The 19,198-nt window shown below is 43.0% G+C and carries 17 protein-coding genes; 8 read left to right on the forward strand and 9 right to left on the reverse strand.

Annotated elements, in window-relative coordinates; all coding sequences use genetic code 11:
* The first annotated feature begins 33 nt into the window (after positions 1-33).
* The 4 genes from Q0203_RS03820 (at position 34) to Q0203_RS03835 (ending at position 4,820) form a co-directional block, all read left to right on the forward strand.
* Positions 34-594, forward strand: a complete 561-nt coding sequence (locus Q0203_RS03820; protein WP_297929669.1) for a hypothetical protein — start codon at positions 34-36, stop codon at positions 592-594.
* Positions 595-692: 98 nt separating this feature from the next.
* Positions 693-1,007 (forward strand): N(4)-acetylcytidine aminohydrolase, encoded by a 315-nt coding sequence (yqfB, locus tag Q0203_RS03825; protein WP_297929671.1) that lies wholly within the window; start codon positions 693-695, stop codon positions 1,005-1,007.
* A 14-nt stretch (positions 1,008-1,021) separates the two neighbouring features.
* On the forward strand, positions 1,022-1,903 hold the full coding sequence (locus Q0203_RS03830; protein ID WP_297929673.1) for a hypothetical protein: 882 nt from the start codon (positions 1,022-1,024) through the stop codon (positions 1,901-1,903).
* A gap of 52 nt (positions 1,904-1,955) precedes the next feature.
* A complete protein-coding gene (locus tag Q0203_RS03835; RefSeq protein ID WP_297929675.1) occupies positions 1,956-4,820 on the forward strand; it encodes a valine--tRNA ligase in 2,865 nt (954 codons plus the stop codon).
* A 141-nt stretch (positions 4,821-4,961) separates the two neighbouring features.
* Here the strand turns inward: Q0203_RS03835 and Q0203_RS03840 are convergent, their stop codons facing one another.
* Genes Q0203_RS03840 through Q0203_RS03850 form a run of 3 tightly spaced genes read right to left on the reverse strand, consistent with a single transcriptional unit; the run spans position 4,962 to position 7,149 of the window.
* On the reverse strand, positions 4,962-5,642 hold the full coding sequence (locus Q0203_RS03840) for a M15 family metallopeptidase (RefSeq protein ID WP_297929677.1): 681 nt from the start codon (positions 5,640-5,642) through the stop codon (positions 4,962-4,964).
* A gap of 1 nt (position 5,643) precedes the next feature.
* The gene (gene dapE / locus Q0203_RS03845; protein ID WP_297929679.1) at positions 5,644-6,777 is read right to left on the reverse strand and encodes a succinyl-diaminopimelate desuccinylase; all 1,134 of its coding nucleotides are present in this window, start codon (positions 6,775-6,777) and stop codon (positions 5,644-5,646) included.
* 27 nt (positions 6,778-6,804) lie between these two features.
* Positions 6,805-7,149 (reverse strand): ArsC family reductase, encoded by a 345-nt coding sequence (locus Q0203_RS03850; protein WP_297929680.1) that lies wholly within the window; start codon positions 7,147-7,149, stop codon positions 6,805-6,807.
* A gap of 132 nt (positions 7,150-7,281) precedes the next feature.
* On the opposite strand from Q0203_RS03850, the gene Q0203_RS03855 reads away from it, so the two are divergent.
* The 3 genes from Q0203_RS03855 to Q0203_RS03865 all read left to right on the forward strand — a co-directional run bounded on the left by Q0203_RS03855 (position 7,282) and on the right by Q0203_RS03865 (position 9,269).
* Positions 7,282-7,542, forward strand: a complete 261-nt coding sequence (locus Q0203_RS03855) for a type II toxin-antitoxin system RelE/ParE family toxin (RefSeq protein ID WP_297929682.1) — start codon at positions 7,282-7,284, stop codon at positions 7,540-7,542.
* Entirely contained in the window at positions 7,526-7,867 is a 342-nt protein-coding gene (locus tag Q0203_RS03860) for a helix-turn-helix transcriptional regulator (RefSeq protein WP_297929683.1), read from the forward strand. The genes Q0203_RS03855 and Q0203_RS03860 overlap by 17 nt, the downstream gene beginning before the upstream one ends.
* 80 nt (positions 7,868-7,947) lie before the next feature.
* Positions 7,948-9,269 (forward strand): IS3 family transposase gene (locus Q0203_RS03865; RefSeq protein WP_297929685.1). Its coding sequence is split into 2 segments (ribosomal slippage): positions 7,948-8,440 and positions 8,440-9,269, totalling 1,323 coding nucleotides; the frame shifts between segments, so codons are not numbered across the junction.
* A 50-nt stretch (positions 9,270-9,319) separates the two neighbouring features.
* Here Q0203_RS03865 and htpG read toward each other — a convergent pair.
* The 6 genes from htpG to thrA form a co-directional block, all read right to left on the reverse strand.
* Positions 9,320-11,203, reverse strand: coding sequence for a molecular chaperone HtpG (gene htpG / locus Q0203_RS03870; protein WP_297929687.1), 1,884 nt, complete (start codon positions 11,201-11,203; stop codon positions 9,320-9,322).
* A gap of 146 nt (positions 11,204-11,349) precedes the next feature.
* Complete coding sequence (gene dprA / locus Q0203_RS03875; RefSeq protein ID WP_297929689.1) at positions 11,350-12,474, reverse strand: DNA-processing protein DprA; 1,125 nt, start codon at positions 12,472-12,474, stop codon at positions 11,350-11,352.
* Positions 12,475-12,530: 56 nt separating this feature from the next.
* On the reverse strand, positions 12,531-13,298 hold the full coding sequence (locus Q0203_RS03880) for a 4'-phosphopantetheinyl transferase superfamily protein (protein WP_297929691.1): 768 nt from the start codon (positions 13,296-13,298) through the stop codon (positions 12,531-12,533).
* Positions 13,299-13,355: 57 nt separating this feature from the next.
* Positions 13,356-14,630, reverse strand: coding sequence for a threonine synthase (thrC, locus tag Q0203_RS03885; protein WP_297929693.1), 1,275 nt, complete (start codon positions 14,628-14,630; stop codon positions 13,356-13,358).
* 62 nt (positions 14,631-14,692) lie between these two features.
* Positions 14,693-15,637 carry a homoserine kinase gene (gene thrB, locus Q0203_RS03890; RefSeq protein WP_297929694.1) on the reverse strand — a complete coding sequence of 315 codons (945 nt, stop codon included), beginning with the start codon at positions 15,635-15,637 and terminating at the stop codon, positions 14,693-14,695.
* Positions 15,638-15,649: 12 nt separating this feature from the next.
* Positions 15,650-18,097, reverse strand: a complete 2,448-nt coding sequence (thrA, locus tag Q0203_RS03895; protein ID WP_297929696.1) for a bifunctional aspartate kinase/homoserine dehydrogenase I — start codon at positions 18,095-18,097, stop codon at positions 15,650-15,652.
* A 311-nt stretch (positions 18,098-18,408) separates the two neighbouring features.
* On the opposite strand from thrA, the gene Q0203_RS03900 reads away from it, so the two are divergent.
* Positions 18,409-19,101 carry a YggS family pyridoxal phosphate-dependent enzyme gene (locus Q0203_RS03900; protein WP_297929698.1) on the forward strand — a complete coding sequence of 231 codons (693 nt, stop codon included), beginning with the start codon at positions 18,409-18,411 and terminating at the stop codon, positions 19,099-19,101.
* The last annotated feature ends 97 nt before the right edge of the window (positions 19,102-19,198 follow it).

Below are 19,198 nucleotides of genomic sequence, written 5' to 3' on the forward strand. Positions count from 1 at the left end.
TCTTGACTCATTATTTTATATGGAGCCTAAAACATGAAAAAATCAATTCTCGCTTTATTTATTGCCTGCTCAACGTTCTTATTCACCGCCTGTGATGATCCTAAGCCACAGGTCGTACAGGAAGAAACCAAAGCCTCAGAACCTGCCGAACCAACAAAAGAAATGCCGGCACAAAGCCCTGAAGCAACATCTCCTATCGCAACAGAAACCGCACCTGCCACTACCACAGCAATGCCGGCACAGCCTAATACAAATATGGCTGAACCTGCACCACAAGAAAATGCAACAGCAGCAGCCCCTGCGACAACAGAAGAGCCTGCGCCAGCGAATGCGGCAGCACAAGCTACCCAACCGGCACAACCTAAAAATGCGACTGCCGCACCGGTAATCGTTAAACCAACGAACAAACAAGCCGCACACAAACAAGAATTAGCACGTGTATTAAGCATGTTAGAAAAACAATACACGCAAGTTCGCTGTGTAAACGACATTAAAGATGACAGCGGAAAGATTAAAATGGATTCCTATTGCCGCCAAGAAGAAGAACGTCTGATTCGAGAAATGCAACGCGTAAAACGCGAATTGGCAAAATAAAAGATTGCCGGCATTAATCTATAGCACAAACCTCATCTTAAAAGATGGGGTTTTGTTGCAAAAATACCTAAAGATCCGACCGCACTTTCAGAAATAAAATGCAACCGAACGACATCACTTTTTACCAGCGCTTCGAAGCCGATATTCTCTCCGGGCGCAAAACCATCACTATTCGGGACAAATCCGAAAGTCATTTTAAAGCGGGCAATATTTTGCGAGTGGGTCGATTTGAAGATAATCAATATTTCTGCACTATTGAAGTGTTAAGTGTTTCACCGATTACCCTTGATAAACTGACGGAACAACATGCGAAGCAGGAGAATATGGGATTGGATGAATTGAAAGAAGTGATTCGGGAGATTTATCCGAGAGAAAATTACTTTTATGTAATTAAATTTACAAAAAATATATAAAGGAGAATGGTGTAATGATTATTGTGAATTCATCTAACCTCAGTTATCTTCTTCAAGACGCTGAGAAACTGGTTTCTGAGCTTGAGGGAATTTCTGTTTTTAAAAACATAAAAAAGTCAAAGTTTTATTTATGGTTAAAAGAGGTAAAAAATAGAAAAAATCAAGATGCTAAACAATTGATTCCAATTTTCTCAAAACTATATCATTACAATAGAATATTGGAATTTGTTAGAGATAATATTATATCTATAAAAGAAGATACCATCTCTCATTTAATTTCGGGTCCTTATAATATATTAGATGATAGTCATCAATCAGAAAATTATTTTTTTGAAATAGATATGGCCAGTCGTTTTCCTGATGGATGTAGTAAGAATCTTCTTTCCCCTACTGACATTGTTATTAATGATAACCTTTTTATTGAATGTAAAAAACTTCATTCATATAAGAAATTTGAAAAAAATATAAAAGATGCAAATAATCAAATTTCTAATTTAAAACGCGACATTAAGGCATTTATAGCTTTAGATTTTACGGATATTTTTAAAAGTAATGAGTATCTAGAGTTATTAGCTCCTATAATATCTTTCTTTAAAAAATATCATCTAGAGCTAAATGGGGCTAACTTTATAGGAAATCCCAACTTTAGGAACGTTGCAATAACACTACTATCTAGCGCTTTAGAGTTCAAATTCAATGAATTATTGATTGATTTTGAAAGGAAAAATCCAGAGTTTCAGTTTAATAGAAATGTTATTGGTATATTTTATCAACTGTATACCTTTTTAGAGTTGGATGATGAAAGTATTATTCTAGTTAGAGGTGCCACATATCTACCATTTGATAACTCTGATGAGACTAAGCGTTTTTTTCATGATTTAGCCTCTGGATTTTAGTTTAACATCTGTATTTTTATAGTACTTATTTTATGCAATAAAGAGAACAATAATGACACAAAAATTCGAAATGGCAGACCGTTTTAATCCGTCTGCAGTAGAACAAGCCCTTTATCAACATTGGGAAGAGAGCGGTTATTTTAAACCGTCTGAAAATGAAAATGCGCCGAGCTATTGCATTGCGATTCCGCCACCGAATGTAACGGGTTCTCTACACATGGGGCATGCTTTCCAACAAACCTTAATGGATACCTTGATCCGTTTTAACCGTATGGAAGGGCATAACACCTTATGGCAAGCAGGGACAGACCACGCGGGGATCGCGACTCAAATGGTGGTGGAACGTAAAATCGCAGCAGAAGAAGGTAAAACCCGCCACGATTATGGTCGTGAGGCGTTCATCAACAAAATTTGGGATTGGAAAGCCTATTCAGGCGGCACAATTAGCCAACAAATGCGTCGTTTAGGTAACTCAATCGACTGGGAACGTGAGCGTTTCACTATGGACGATGGTTTATCTAACGCGGTAAAAGAAGTGTTTGTTCGCTTGCATGAAGAAGGTTTGATTTACCGTGGCAAACGCTTGGTAAACTGGGATCCAAAACTCCACACCGCGATTTCCGATTTAGAAGTAGAAAACAAAGAGAGCAAAGGTTCGCTTTGGCATTTCCGTTATCCGTTAGCAAACGGTGCGAAAACGGCGGATGGCAAAGATTACTTAGTGGTAGCAACCACGCGTCCGGAAACCATGTTGGGCGATACGGCGGTGGCGGTGCATCCGGAAGATGAACGTTATCAATCTTTAATTGGTAAAACAGTGGTTCTGCCATTGGCAAACCGTGAAATTCCGATTATTGCCGATGAATATGTAGATCGTGAATTCGGTACCGGTGTCGTGAAAATTACCCCTGCGCACGACTTTAACGACTACGAAGTGGGTAAACGTCACAGCTTGCCGATGGTTAACGTATTAACCTTAAATGCGGATATTCGTGATGAAGCGGAAATTATCGGTACTGACGGTAAACCGCTTGCTGGCTATGAAGCGACAATTCCGGCTGATTATCGTGGCTTAGAGCGTTTTATTGCCCGTAAGAAAATCGTGGCAGATTTTGAAGCGCTGGGTTTATTAGACGAAATCAAACCACACGATTTGAAAGTGCCTTATGGCGACCGTGGTGGCGTGCCAATTGAGCCGATGTTAACCGACCAATGGTATGTGAGCGTGAAACCGCTTGCTGATGTAGCAATTAAAGCGGTAGAAGACGGCGAAATTCAATTCGTACCGAAACAATATGAAAACCTTTACTTCTCTTGGATGCGTGATATTCAAGATTGGTGTATCTCTCGCCAACTTTGGTGGGGACACCGTATTCCAGCGTGGTATGACGCGGAAGGCAACGTTTATGTCGCGCGCAACGAAGCCGAAGTGCGGTCAAAATACAGCTTGGATTCTGCGGTTGAACTCAAACAAGATGAAGATGTATTAGACACATGGTTCTCATCAGGCTTATGGACGTTCTCTACCTTAGGTTGGCCAGAGCAAACCAAAGAACTCAAAATGTTCCATCCAACGGATGTGTTAATCACAGGTTTTGACATCATCTTCTTCTGGGTTGCGCGTATGATTATGTTTACGATGCACTTTGTGAAAGATGAAAATGGCAAACCACAAGTACCATTCAAAACGGTGTATGTAACAGGCTTGATCCGTGATGAGCAAGGCCAAAAAATGTCGAAATCAAAAGGTAACGTGCTTGACCCAATTGATATGATTGACGGTATCAGCCTTGAAGATTTACTTGAAAAACGCACTGGCAACATGATGCAGCCGCAATTAGCAGAGAAAATTGCCAAAGCAACCCGCAAAGAATTTGCGGACGGCATTGCTGCACACGGCACAGACGCATTGCGCTTTACACTAGCCGCACTGGCCTCAAACGGTCGCGATATCAACTGGGATATGAAACGCCTAGAAGGCTACCGCAACTTCTGTAATAAATTGTGGAATGCGAGCCGTTTCGTCTTAACGAATGAAAAATTAGATTTAAGCCAAGGCGAAATTGAATTCTCTGTGGCAGATCGTTGGATTCAATCTGAATTCAATCGCACAGTAGAAACTTTCCGCAGCGCATTAAGCCAATACCGTTTCGACCTTTGTGCCAATGCGATTTATGAATTCACTTGGAACCAATTCTGCGACTGGTATTTGGAACTCACCAAACCGGTATTTGCCAACGGCAGCGCTGCGCAAATTCGTGCGGCAAGCCAGACTTTGGTTCAGGTTTTGGAAAAATTGTTGCGCTTAGCGCATCCACTCATGCCATTTATTACTGAAGAAATTTGGCAAAAAGTGAAAGGCTTTGTGGGCATCACCGCAGACAGCATTATGTTACAACCTTTCCCACAAGTGGAAGAAAACGCCTTTGATGCCGAGGCGGAAACAGAGATTAATTGGCTCAAAGAAGTAATTGTTGCCGTGCGTAACATCCGTGCAGAGAGCAATATTGCACCAAGTAAAGGCCTTGATCTGTTATTCCGTAATATTCCGGCTGATGAGCAAAAAATCCTGGAAAAACAGGCCGCACTTTTACAAGCCATGGCGAAGTTAGACAATGTCAGCGTGCTTAAAGAGGGCGAACAAGCACCGTTAGCGGTGGCGAAGTTAGTCGGCAATACCGAAATCCTCGTGCCGATGGCGGGTTTCATCAACAAAGAAGCCGAGCTTGCCCGTTTAACCAAAGAGATTGAAAAATATCAAAACGAAGTTAAACGCATTGAAAGCAAACTCAGCAACGAAGCCTTCGTCGCCAAAGCCCCGGAAGCGGTTATCGCCAAAGAACGCGAAAAACAAGCCGAATACCAATCCGGATTAGAAAAAATTCGTGAGCAGTATAAGGCGATTGAGGCGTTGTAATTAAATATAAAAAGTAGGCACTATGCCTACTTTTTTTCAATAAAAACAAAAAGAGAAGAATGGACTGTTACCACTTAGCTACATTATTTTCATTCTCTCAAGCCTAATAAGGTATCGAAACAATGAATATCAGCTTTATTGCTAAATAAAAAATTGTGCAAAAATCTCTGGTAAATGTGCGGTTAACATGTTTTTCCCCGCAATTTCTTCATTTTCCCACGCCTTCAACAACACCGCCGGCGTAAATGTTTTTGCCGCTTGTTCAGCCAATGGCATGTAACTAATATGCCAAGGCTCACGCCCGATTTTTTTCTCTGCCGGCATTTGTATAAAAGGCAAACTAAAATCAAAGTGCGGTAGGTTTTCAGTGAGAAATTCACTCAGTTCAAAGAAATAACCGCCTTTTTCATATTCCCAAGGCTCAAGCTGTAAGGATTGACCTTGCGGCAATAAATCGGGATCGAAAATATCAATTTCCGTGCCCCAATGATGACGGCTCGCCCCCGGTAGCGCTGACCAACGTAAAATCGCTTGCGCTTTTTGCCAATCGTCCAATTGGGTCAAATCTAACGCATTGCCTGCATCATCGTGCACTTTACGTTCACCGTTAAATTTGCCGTTCCAAATAAGTTGTTGGCGCGCAAAATCACGAAAACTGCTGGCGGGTTGTAAATTAAAGCCATTTTTGACCGCACTTTGTTGCAAGCCTTGAAAGGCTTTTGCCGCTTCCGCCTGCAAAAAATGGTTCGGCGAATGCGGTGTTGGCAAACTCACCAAATGTTCCCGCGATTTGCCGGTCAACATGTCAGGGGTTAATTTCATCTTATTTGTCCAATAAATTGACTAACATTTGATGATAAATCTGACCGCACTTGGCGAGATCATCTACGCTCACACACTCATTGACTTTATGAATAGTCGTATTAAGCGGCCCAAATTCCACCACTTCAGCCCCCATCAACGCAATAAAGCGACCGTCAGAGGTACCGCCACCGGTTTCCGCTTGTGGCGTAATGCCTGTGGTTTGTTCAATAGCGGCGGTTAACGCATCTAATAATTTACCCGGTTTGGTTAAAAACGGTTTGCCGGAAAGATTCCACTCAATGCGGTATTTCAATCCATGCTTTTCCAGCATTTCAGCGACTTTTTGCTTGATGATTTCATCGGTAACTTCCGTGCAATAACGCAAATTAAATTGCACGTAAAGCTCGCCCGGAATCACGTTATTGCTGCCCGTACCGGCATGAATATTGGCGATTTGCAAACTGGTGGGCGGGAAAAATTCATTGCCGTTGTCCCACTGATAGGTTGTCAACTCTTGTAGGAATGGCGCGGCTTTGTGAATCGGATTTTCCGCCAAATGCGGATATGCCACATGGCCTTGAACGCCTTGAATATAGAGGTTGCCCGTAATCGAACCGCGACGACCATTTTTGACCACATCACCCAAGGTTTTCGAACTGGACGGCTCGCCCACCATGCAATAAGTGATTTTTTCACCGCGCGCCATCAAGGTGTCCACCACGCGCACCGTGCCATCTTTCGCAGCCGCTTCTTCATCGGATGTAATCAACAAAGCGATTGTGCCGGCATGATTCGGGTTGGCTTTCACATATTCTTCCGCTGCCACAATCATAGCTGCCAGCGATCCTTTCATATCCGCTGCGCCACGTCCGTAAAGCACGCCATCCATAATTTCGGCAGAAAACGGCGGATACGTCCATTGGCTTTCATCCCCTGTTGGCACCACATCCGTATGCCCTGCAAAGGCAATCACAGGCTCACCAACACCATGCTTTGCCCATAAATTTAAGGTGTCATTAAACGGCATCCATTCAATTTGAAAGCCTAATTTTTCTAAACGTTCGGCAATCAGTTGCTGACAGCCTTCGTCATTCGGGCTGATGGAGGGGCGGCGGATTAACGCCTGTGCGAGAGAAATCACTTTTTCGTTCATAAAAACTCCTGAAAAAATCACCGCACTTTAGGCAAAAACAGCTTGATATTCTTTTTCATCAAAACCAATCAATGCCTTCCCCTCTTGCAAAATAATCGGGCGTTTAATTAAGGTCGGATTGTCTGCCAAGACAGAAAGTGCGGTGGATTTTGACAACGTTTTTTTCACCTCTTCATCGAGATTGCGCCAAGTCGTGCTACGTTTATTCACCAAATTTTCCCAACCGAATTGCGCTTCGGCTTGCTGTAAAAAAGACTTATCCAAACCGTCCACTCGATAGTCATGGAGTTTATGTTCGATGTTGTGATCCGCAAGCCATTTCAATGCTTTCTTCACGGTGTCGCAGTTTTTAATGCCGTAAACGGTGATCATAAAATTTCCTCAATAATAATTAATCGCTGAGAAATTGTAGCGTAAATCAAGCGAAATCTTAACTTGAAAAACACTATCTTTAATTATAAATAACTTATAAAATACTTATAATCTTGAAGCAAGGACTCTTAAATGTATCAAGTTATTTATAAAACAAAGGCAATTAAACAACTCAAAAAAATTCAACGGGAACAGGCCACACAAATCCGTGAGAAATGCCGTGGGTTATCCGCTTTCCCCAATTGCCAAAATATAAAATCGCTTACCAACCACCCGTACCAATACCGCCTGCGAGTAGGCAATTATCGTGTCTTTTTTAATACAGGTGCCGATGGTGAGGTTTATGTTATTCATATTGAAGAGGTGAAAAAACGAGATGAAAACACATACTAATTATCAGATTATCAATGACTTACAAGGCATGCCGGCTTATGTCCTCGTCCCTTACCACGAATTTCAACTGAAATTTGAGCAACCTCATTTAAGCCTTGATGATGGTGTGCCGGCTGAAGTCGTCGATCTCAGTTTTGATCATAACTATTCTGCAGCACGAGCATGGCGTGAATATTTGGGATTGACGCAATCAGAAGTGGCTGCTCGAATGGGAATCAGTCAATCCGCTTACTCACAACATGAAAATGCGGAGCAGTTAACCCAAACAGTGCGAACCAAAGTCGCGACGGCGTTGGGTATTAAAGCGGAACAACTGGATTTTTAATATAAAAAAAACGCCTCAGCTTTGATCTGCACCCCAAAAGTTAGACTAATCTTCTAACTGATTAAGGTGCAGATTTTTTTATGACTAAATACAATCAACTTTTCAAACAACAAGTCGTGAATTTCTATTTCGAACATCACGAAAATCTTGCTTTCACATTAAAGCATTTCAACTTAGCGTCAAAAACCGTTAGATATTGGATTGCACAATACAAATATTCAGGCACTAATGGATTAGCGGTATTACACCGTAAAAGACTTTACTCTCCTGAATTTAAACATAGTGTTGTTCAATCCATTCTCTCCGGCGGATTTTCGATGGAAAATGCTGCGCTTTACTTTGGTATTGCTAATAGTGGAACCATTAGTCAATGGTTGAAAGCCTTTCGGAAAAACGGTATAAATGGGCTCCACCCCAAACCCAAAGGGCGCCCAAGTATGAAACCTAAATACGCTAAAATGCCTCCACCACCCAAAACAGAAGAAGAACGTTTACGCCTACGCATCCTGGAGTTAGAAGCAGAGGTGGCTTTTCTAAAAAAGTTGGACGAAATAATCAAGAGGGACGAAGCCAAACGGCAGAAACAGTCCAAAGTTTGAGAGCGCATTATCCGTTAGAGATACTTTTGCCTATAGCGAAATTAGCGCGAAGTACCTTCTTCTATCATCGCCACCCCAAACCTGATAGAGATAGCACACTAAAAGCTCGAATTCGTGATATTAAGCAGGCAGAGCCCAATTATGGCTATCGACGAGTGAGTGCGAAGCTAGTGGGAGTGAACCATAAGCGCGTACAACGCTTGATTCAAGAAATGGGTTTACAAGTTTGCACGAAGAAACAGCGTAAATATAGTTCATATAAAGGTGAACAAGGCAAAATTGCGCCGAACTTGTTACAACGGGATTTTAGCGCGAGTAAACCGAATGAGAAGTGGCTGACCGATATTACCGAATTTAGAGTGAAAGACGAAAAGCTCTATTTTTCCCCGATTTTAGATTGCTTTAATAATGAGCTGATTGCTTACGGGTTAAGTCGTCACCCCAATGGCATGTTAGTGCAAGAAATGCTGTTACAAGCGGTGGAAAAATTGCCGAGAAATGCGAATTTGATATTACATTCAGACCAAGGAATTCATTATCAAATGCCTAGCTATCAACGTCTATTAGCGAAAAATAGGATTTCTCAAAGTATGTCGCGAAAAGGAAATTGTTTGGATAATGCGGCAATGGAAAGCTTTTTTGGGCGAATGAAAACGGAGTGTTTTCACGGAAAATCGTTTACTAGCATTGATGAACTTGAGAAGATTATCAATGATTATGTGCGGTACTATAATGAAGAACGAATCCAATTAAAATTAAAAGGACTGAGTCCAATACAATATCGGAAGCAGTCCTTTAAATAACAGTCTAACTTTTTGGGGTCAGATCACTTGACACTAAGGCGTTTTTATCACTAACCCAATAACTTATTAACGCGCTTAATAAACGCCGCCGGATTTTCTAACGAACCGCGCTCTGCAAGCATGGCTTGCTCTAGCAACAATTCTACCCAATCGGCAAATTCCGCTTCATCAGCAATGTCAGCTACCTTTTTCACCAAGTGATGTTCCGGGTTAAGTTCAAAGGTGTATTTCACTTCCGGTACGGGTTGACCTGCGGCAGCAAAAAGTTTTGCCATTTGCGTAGTCATTTGGTCATTACCGGTGGAAACCACTGCCGGCGTGTCTGTTAAGCGGTGAGTTAAACGTACTTCTTTCACGCGTTCGCCCAGCAAGTTTTTTACGCGCTCAATAAAACTATCAAAGGCTTTATCTTGTTCTTTTTGCGCTTCGGTTTCTTCTTTGTCCGCCAAATCACCTAAATCCAAATCGGCCTTGGTGATAGTTTGGAGCGACTTGCCATCAAATTCCGTTAAGTAGCTTAACATCCATTCGTCAATACGATCGGAAAGCAATAAGACTTCAATGCCTTTTTTATTGAACAATTCCAAGTGCGGGCTGTTTTTCGCCGCCACATAACTGTCTGCCGTGATGTAATAGATGGCTTTTTGCCCTTCTTTCATGCGGGCAACGTAGTCTTCTAATGACACGGTTTGTTCACTGCTGTCGTTGTGGGTAGAGGCAAAACGCAATAATTTCGCAATGGTTTCTTTATTGCCAAAATCTTCCGCTGGGCCTTCTTTTAACACTAGGCCAAATTCTTTCCAGAACTGCTGATATTTATCGGCATCCTCTTTCGCCAATTTCTCTAACATTTGCAACGAACGTTTGGTTAACGCTTTGCGTAACGCCGCTGTGGTTTTGTTGTCCTGCAAAATTTCACGGGACACATTTAACGGCAAATCATTGCTGTCGATTAAACCACGCATGAACCGCAGATAATTCGGCATGAATTGCTCCGCATCATCCATGATAAACACGCGTTGTACATAGAGTTTCAAGCCGTGTTTATGTTCACGGTTAAATAAATCCCAAGGCGCTTTCGACGGCACATAAAGCAAACTGGTGTACTCTTGGTTACCTTCCACTTTGTTGTGCGCCCACAATAACGGATCCGCAAAATCATGGCTTAAATGCTTATAAAATTCCTTATATTCTTCATCGGAGATGTCGTTTTTAGAACGTGTCCAAAGGGCATCCGATTTATTGATTTTTTCCCATTTTTCACCGATTTCTTTGCCTTCATCATCATATTCTTTGGTAAGCATTTCCACCGGCAGACCAATATGATCGGAATATTTACCGATAATTTCACGCAAACGCCATTCGTTTAAGAATTCTTTTTCATCCTCACGTAAATGTAAAATCACGTCAGTGCCACGGGATTTTTTCTCAATATCCGCCACGGAATACTCGCCTTCCCCGGCAGATTCCCAAAGCACGCCTTTATCCGTTGCCTCGCCTGCCGCACGGGTTTTCACCGTCACTTTATCGGCAACGATAAACGCCGAATAGAAACCCACACCGAATTGACCGATAAGCTGACTGTCTTTCGCTTGATCTTGCCCAAGTGCGGTCAAAAATTCTTTTGTTCCGGATTTGGCAATCGTGCCCAAATGATCAATCACTTGTTCACGGGTCATCCCAATCCCGTTATCGCTGATGGTAAGCGTGCCTTTATCCGCATCAAAACTAACGCGCACACGTAATTCGCCGTCACCTTCATATAAAGCCGGATTAGACAGGGCTTTGAAACGCAATTTATCCGCCGCATCAGAGGCATTTGAAATCAGCTCGCGCAAGAAAATCTCTTTATTGGAATATAAAGAATGAATCATTAATTGGAGAAGTTGTTTGACTTCCGATTGGAAGCCACGGGTTTCTTGATTTGTACTCATATTCTTCCTACCTATGTTGAATCAATTAAAAACATTATAGATATAAGTGCGGAAGGTAAAATTTCAAGAGCTATAAAGAAGAAAAGTGCGGTAGAAAATGACGCTATTTTTAACGAATATCCTAATCCGAACCGTGATCTTCTCTTTTAATTGCGCTGATATAACCCGTTGTTTTGAGAAATTAAATCCTGTAATTCCAGTTCCATCAGCTGAATCAACACCTGCTCTATCGGCATCTTTAAGTTTGTGGCGAGATCATCGGCGCTTATCGGTGTATGTCCAATCGCTTGGTACAACGCAGGGTGTGCTGGGGGCTCTGCTGGAGGCGCGTATGTGTCAAGCGGCGCTTTTGGCTTGTCTATCTCATGACTGAATGGCACTGCCTGCTGATACGGTGTCGGGGAATGCAAAGGCAAATTGTCTAAAATATCGTGGATATTTTCTACCAGCATGGCGCCTTGTTTGATGAGCTTGTGGCAACCGTGACTAAATTCATTTTGAATATTGCCGGGGAGCGCAAAAATCTCTCTATTTTGTTCCAACGCATAACGGGCGGTAATTAAGGAACCGCTTTTTTCCGTGGCTTCAATAATTAATGTGGCAATCGATAATCCGCTAATAATGCGGTTTCTTCGTGGAAAATTTTCCGCAATCGGCGGTTGTGATGGTAGAAATTCGGAGACTAATGCGCCCTGATATTCCAAAATTTGTTGCGCCAGTGTTCGATGTCGGGTCGGGTAAATTTTATCTAATCCGCTACCTAATACGGCAACGGTCGGGCGTTTTAAGGTTACTGCCGCTTGATGGCAGATGCCGTCAATCCCGAGTGCTAAACCACTGGTGATAGTTAAACCGTTGAGGGTTAATTCCGTTGCAAAATAGTTGGCCCAATACTCGCCATAGTGCGAACATTGGCGACTACCGACCATGGCAATTTGGGATTGGGCAAGGCTATCGACATTTCCTTTGACAAATAATATCGGTGGTGCGCTTTCGATTTGTTTTAGGAGATAAGGATAATCCGGCTCGAGGCAGGTTAACAGTCTGTTGCCCTCAGCTTCCGCCCATTGTAATGCAGGTTCAATATAGCGTTGTTGCGGTTGAAACCAAGCGCGAATTTGTGCAGGCGACCAGCCAATTTGTGTGAAAGCGACTTCATCGTAATCCAGTAAATCCGTTATATCGATTTGACTAATGATTTTATTCACCGCTGACGGGCCGAATTTTGGGATCTGTAATAAACGTAATAATAATGCCGAAGGTGTTGTCATTTTTTGATCCTGTGACAGAAAATGACATCGTTAAAGAAGTGCAAGGCTGTTGCTAGTTATACCTTTGAAATATGCGATCTCGATCGGATTTTTTCTATTTTGTTTGATGAATTTACCTTATAGCAAACGCTATCTGGCATCTGCTGAGAAACAAATGCATGCTCAGACCAAACAAAACATTGAGGCAATATCGAGCTTTCTTGATTCACAAAAAAGGCGAGATAAAAAGGAAGTTCATCGGTAAAACAAAGCTGTCCACGGGGGCAATGCGTCGAGAAAATGTGTAAGGTTTCCGGCTGATGTGTGACTTCTGATAATTTGGCGATACCCACGCCTTGGGATTTCAGCACGGCTTCACGCAGGCACCAAATGCGGTAAAAGGCAGATTTGGGGTTAGTTTGTTGTTGAAACCAGTTGATTTCTTCCGCGCTTGCAAAGTGTTCCAATAGGGCTAAATAAGGGCGTTGTTTGCTAGGCGATTCAATGTCGATTCCAACCGCACTTTTTTCGCCTGGTTGGCTGATGTGCAAAATCACTGCTACCCAATCACCGGAATGGCTGATATTAAAATCAAGTTCAGAAGGAGGAAATTGCGGACGGTCGCTTTTTGTTCGCGAAATTTGTCCTAAAAGTGCGGTCGGTTTTTCTGCTGTTTTGAGTAATTGCCACAGCAAGAAATGCGCTAAACGACGACATTGCCAACGTTGTTGCATACGCGGGTTGTTGTGGCTTAACGTCAGCAAATTTGCCGGAACAAGGTCGGCTGGAATGTCATGAAAGGGGAAGGGCGTGTGAATATTTCCCCAAGCGATTAGTGTTGTCATCGTGATAAGAAAAGTGCGGTTAAAATTCGTTGAATTTTGTCACCGCACTTTGTCGCCTTATTTCAATAAATAAGCTCTTAAGTGCGCAAAATCGTTTTCCATTTCATCGGATAACAACGGCAGTTTGTTGTGTTTATCCAACGCTTCCGGTAGCGGCAGTGTTAAATCCAGAATACGTTCGACGGATTCTTTAAATTTTGCCGGATGCGCTGTGCATAGGAATAAGCCGGTTTCACCTGGTTGTAAATCCTGTTTTAACACTTCATAAGCCACCGCACCGTGTGGTTCGCACAAATAACCCAGTTGGTTCATGGCGCGTAACGTGTCTTCTGTTTGTGCATCGGAAATTGCAGCCGAATGTAACTCATTTAATGCCCAACCATTGCGTTTGAACAATTCTTCCACACGAGGCCAGTTGTTTGGACGAGAAACGTCCATGGCGTTGGAAAGGGTGGCCACGGTTGCATTTGGAGACCAGTTTCCGCTGTGTAAATAACGCGGCACTGTGTCGTTGGCGTTGGTGGCAGCGATAAAACGTTTAATTGGTAAACCGAGGGTTTTAGCGATTAATCCGGCTGTGAGGTTGCCGAAGTTGCCACTTGGCACAGAAACCACCAAGTTTTCACGTTTCTCTTTTGGTAATTGTGCTGCCGCTTCAAAGTAATAGCACACCTGCGCCAATAAACGGCTGATATTGATGGAGTTCGCCGAGTTTAAGCCTATAGCTTGGCGTAGTTCTGCATCATCAAAGGCTTGTTTTACTAACGCTTGGCAGGCATCGAAATCGGCATTGATCGCGATGGTGCGAATATTGCCGCCGAGGGTACAGAATAATTTTTCTTGCAACGGGCTGATTTTACCTTTCGGGTATAAAATCACCACATCGATATTTTCTAAGCCATAGAATGCATGGGCGACCGCCGCACCAGTGTCACCGGAGGTTGCCGTTAAAATCGTGATTTTGCCGTCACCGCGTACAGTCGCAAGGGCTTGTGCCATAAAACGTCCGCCGAAGTCTTTAAAAGCAAGGGTCGGGCCATGGAACAATTCCAGTGCATAAATATTGTCTTCCACGTTGGCAACCGGTGCCGGGAAAGTAAAGGCATTGCGTACCATTTGTTCAAGCTGTACCTGTGGGATTTCATTGCCGATTAATGCGCCGAGAATTTTTTGGCTGCGTTCAACCAGTGGCAATGCTAACAGCTCATCAATATTGCTTAAATGCGGGATGTTTTCTGGGAAAAACAAGCCTTGATCTTTGCCTAACCCTTGGCGTACGGCTTGGGCAAAATTGACCTGTTCTTCGGGGTGTTTGATGTTGTATAAATTCATGTGAAACCTGTTCTTTTGTTTGGCACCTTTAAGACAAAAGTGCGGTGATTTTTTTCGGTGTTTTAATCAAGCTCTCTCGCGCCGGCATTATCGACTTTGCAAATGTGCACAAAGCCTTCGTTGTTTTGTAAATAATGATTTTCAAGGTAAGTGGCAAGTTTGCCGGCAATATGCAAGTCCGGTGCGATGGAAAAGATCGTAGGGCCGGAACCTGAAATTCCGGTAGCTAACGCCCCTAAATCACGCGTCGCTTGTTTCACTTCGGCAAAGTTAGGCAACAAGGCTTCACGATAAGGTTCGGCAATGACGTCTTTCATCATCATGGCGGCTAAATTTTCCTGTTGTGTGTGGCAAGCATGCACGAAACCACCCAGATGACGACCATGTGCAATAACATCTTGGCGCGTATAGCTTTTCGGTAAAATTGCTCGGGCTTCTGCAGTGGACACTTCAATACCCGGATACGCCAAGACCCAATACCAATGATCAAAAAACGGTAAGGTTTGGCAAATGTTACCAAGCGATTGCACCATAAATTGCACGCCACCCAAGTAGCAAGGCGCCACATTATCGTAGTGAATAGAGCCGGAAATGCGTCCTTCCAACTCGCCCATCATTTCTAACAATTCCATTTTAGAAAACGGTTCGTCATGGAATTTATTCAGCGCGACCAAGGCGGCAACGATAGAGCAGGCGCTGGATCCTAAGCCTGAACCGATAGGCATATTTTTCTCTAAGGTTAAGCGTAGCGGTTTGACTTTTGTGTTACGTAATTTGAGCTGTTCGCTGAATAACACATAGGCTTGATAAACGATGTTTTTTTGCGGCTCTTTTGGCAATTTACGCACAAAATAACCCGCACTTTCTAACTCAAAACCGGAGGCGATAGGTTCGATTTGCACCACATCGCCTAATAATGAACCGTTAATCGGGGAAATTGCCGCACCTAAGGTATCGAAACCGACGCTGATATTGGCGCTGGAGGCCGGCGCATAGACTCTTAGCATAACATTCTCCGTTTAGGGCTTTAAGGTTCTTAAAATATCGGCAAAAATGCCGGCGGCAGTGACGGCATTACCTGCACCGTAACCGCGTAATAATAGCGGAATCGGTTGATAATAACGAGTGTAAAATGCCAGCGCATTCTCACCGTTTTTGACCTTGTATAGCGGGTCATCTTTGCCTACGGCAACGATAGACACTTTGCATTTGCCGTTTTCAATTTGTCCAACATAACGTAAAACTTTTTCTTCCGCTTCGGCTTTTTCGACACGTGCAGCAAATTCGGTATCCAATTGCGGCAACATCGCCATAAATTCTTCAGTAGATTTGCCCTCGGCAAAACCTTTTGGAAGAACGCCTTCGACTTCGACATCTGACAATTCCAGTTCTAAGCCGCTTTCACGAGCAAGAATTAACAATTTGCGGGCAACATCCTGACCAGATAAGTCATCGCGCGGATCCGGTTCGGTGAAGCCTTTTTCGCGGGCAAGTGCGGTCGCTTGGGAAAGGCTCAAATCTTCTTCCAATTTACCGAAAATAAAAGAAAGGGAACCGGATAAAATCCCGTCAAAACGTTCTACTTCATCGCCGGCGGCTAATAAGTTTTGTAAGTTCTCAATGACCGGTAAGCCTGCACCTACGTTGGTTTCGTATAAGAATTTACGTTGGTTTTTATGGGCTAAATCGCGCAGTTTGTGATAATAATCCAAGGCGCGGGTATTCGCTTTTTTGTTTGGCGTAACGACATGGAAACCTTCCGCCAAGGCACGTTCATATAAACTCGCCAAGGATTCTGCCGATGTGCAATCCACAAAGACCGGATTCACAACATGATGTAACTTAATGAAAGACAACAACACGTCAAAATCAGACGGTTGGGTGGCATTTTCCAAGTCTTTTTGCCAATTGTCTAGGTTTAAGCCATTTTCGTTTAATAACATTTTATTGGAATTGGCTAAGGCGCAGACACGAATTTCAATGTCTTTTTTGGCTAAATACTCTTTCTGATGTTTGATTTGCTCGATTAATTCACCGCCGACACCGCCAACGCCCACGAGAAAAACTTCCACGATTTTTTTGTTATTAAATAAGGCTTGATGTGTTGCTTTTACCGCTTCAATCGCTTTATTTTGAGCAACCACAGCGGAAATAGAACGCTCGGAAGAGCCTTGTGCAATGGCATTAATACTGATGTTGGCTTGAGCTAAGGCAGAGAAGAAACGTGCGGCAATGCCTTTGGCTTGGCGCATTCCATCCCCCACCACTGAAATGATGGAAAGGTCTTTAATCGTTTCGATAGGATCTAATTGATGGGCTTTTAATTCTTGCTCAAATTCCGTTTCTAATGCTTTGAGTGCAACCTCCAAAGATTTTACCGGCACACAGAAACTAATGCTGTATTCGGAAGAAGATTGAGTGATTAAAATCACCGATACATTGGCGTTAGACATGGCAGAGAATACGCGTGATGCCATACCAACCATGCCTTGCATTCCCGGACCGGAAACGTTGAACATGGCAACGTTATCTAAGTTCGTAATGCCTTTGACCTGCAAGCCTTCAGATTTAATATCACCGGCGATAACAGAACCGGGTGCGCTTGGATTGCCGGTATTTTTAATTAAACATGGAATATTCGGACGTACCAACGGACCGATAGTGCGTGGATGAATCACTTTTGCACCAAAGTAGGAAAGCTCCATGGCTTCGCGATAAGACAGGCTTGGCAACAAACGTGCATCCAATACTAAACGAGGGTCGCAAGTATAAACGCCGTCAACATCGGTCCAAATTTCACAGACGCTAGCGCCTAAACAGGCCGCCAAACAGGCAGCGGAATAGTCGGAACCATTACGGCCTAACAAGACCAACTCACCTTTATCATTGCCGGCAGTAAAGCCTGCCATTAACACTACACAATCTTTTTCAATGGCTTTGGCATTCACACGTTTGGTGGATTCTTCAATATCAACTGACGATTCCAAATAACTGCCTTGAGCCAATAATTGTTTAACCGGGTCAACAACGTGTACGCTATATCCATTGGCTTCAAACCAAGCTTTCATCATTGCAATAGAGAGTTTTTCGCCGCGGCAATCAATGGTCGCCTTTACCGCATCTTCCACTTTACCGGCTTCACGAATTTGTTCTAATAAAGAGGCAATTTGTTGGAATTCTTGATCGATCAGTTGTTTGGTGCCGGCAAGGTCAAACTTATTGTTTTTGGCATGTAAGCCGTTAATGATGGTATAGAAAATATCTAATGCTTCGTTGAAATGGGAATCGGTAGGTTGATTTAAGCTGGCTTTTTCGGAAAGGGCAACAAGATGATTGGTGATTTTAGCCGGTGCCGATAGCACGCCTGCCGCCTGCTCCTCTAAATGGGCTTTCTCAATAAGCTCGGCAGCCTGCAAAAACCGTTCCGGATTGGCGAGTGATGTGCCGCCAAATTTTAATACGCGCATGATATTCTCCTGAGTATGATATATAAAAATGTTTGCATAAAAAAACCCGCTTTATAGAAGAAGCGGGTTGATGAATCTTATTCTTAACGCACTAGCCCGCCCCATTAATCATCGTAATGGTAATCATGATGGTTGACATAATAATAGTGCGGTTAAGTTGACGCATAATTTATTTTACATGGTGAAAAATTGGATATAGAAATACCGAAATTTCATATCCTTGTCAAACGGAATTCAGAGAATTTTGCATTATTTTCTAACTTTTTTAGTTGGTGTAAAATAAATCACCATTTTTATTACAAGGACGCCTTATGATTGCGCAAAATCTTGCTCATATTCGGAAACAAATTACACAATGCGAATGTCATTCTGAGACTCAAAGAGCGGTCAAATTACTTGCTGTTTCTAAAACTAAACCGATTGAAGATATTTTAACCGCGTACGAAGCGGGTCAAATGGCATTTGGCGAAAACTATGTGCAAGAGGGCGTTGAAAAAATTCAATTTTGCCAACAACAGCAGATTGAATTGGAATGGCATTTTATTGGCCCGCTACAATCTAACAAAACCCGCTTGGTGGCGGAATATTTTGACTGGATGCAAACCCTTGAGCGTGCAAAAATCGCTGACCGCTTAAATGAACAACGCCCACCGCACAAGGCACCATTAAATGTGTTAATTCAAGTGAATATCAGCAATGAAACCAGTAAATCCGGCGTACAACCCGATGATATTTTGCCTTTAGCAAAACACGTAGAAAATCTACCGCACTTACGTTTGCGTGGTTTAATGGCGATTCCTGAACCTACCGATGATGTGGCGCAACAGGAACAAACGTTTCGTCAAATGTGTACCTTGTTTGAAGGATTGCAGCAGGCTTTACCTCATGCCCAAATTGATACTTTATCCATGGGCATGACCGACGATATGCAAGCTGCGATTAAATGCGGTTCTACGATGGTGCGCGTCGGCACGGCGATTTTTGGCAAGCGAGTTTACAAATAAGATTATCGGCAGCGCAGTCGTAAATCAGATTCTCAGATTCATTGTTGCAACCACGCTTAACGACGACAGTTCATTAAGCGTAGGAGTGGTTTTCTCT

Source organism: uncultured Aggregatibacter sp. (assembly GCF_938046485.1).
GTDB lineage: Bacteria > Pseudomonadota > Gammaproteobacteria > Enterobacterales > Pasteurellaceae > Aggregatibacter.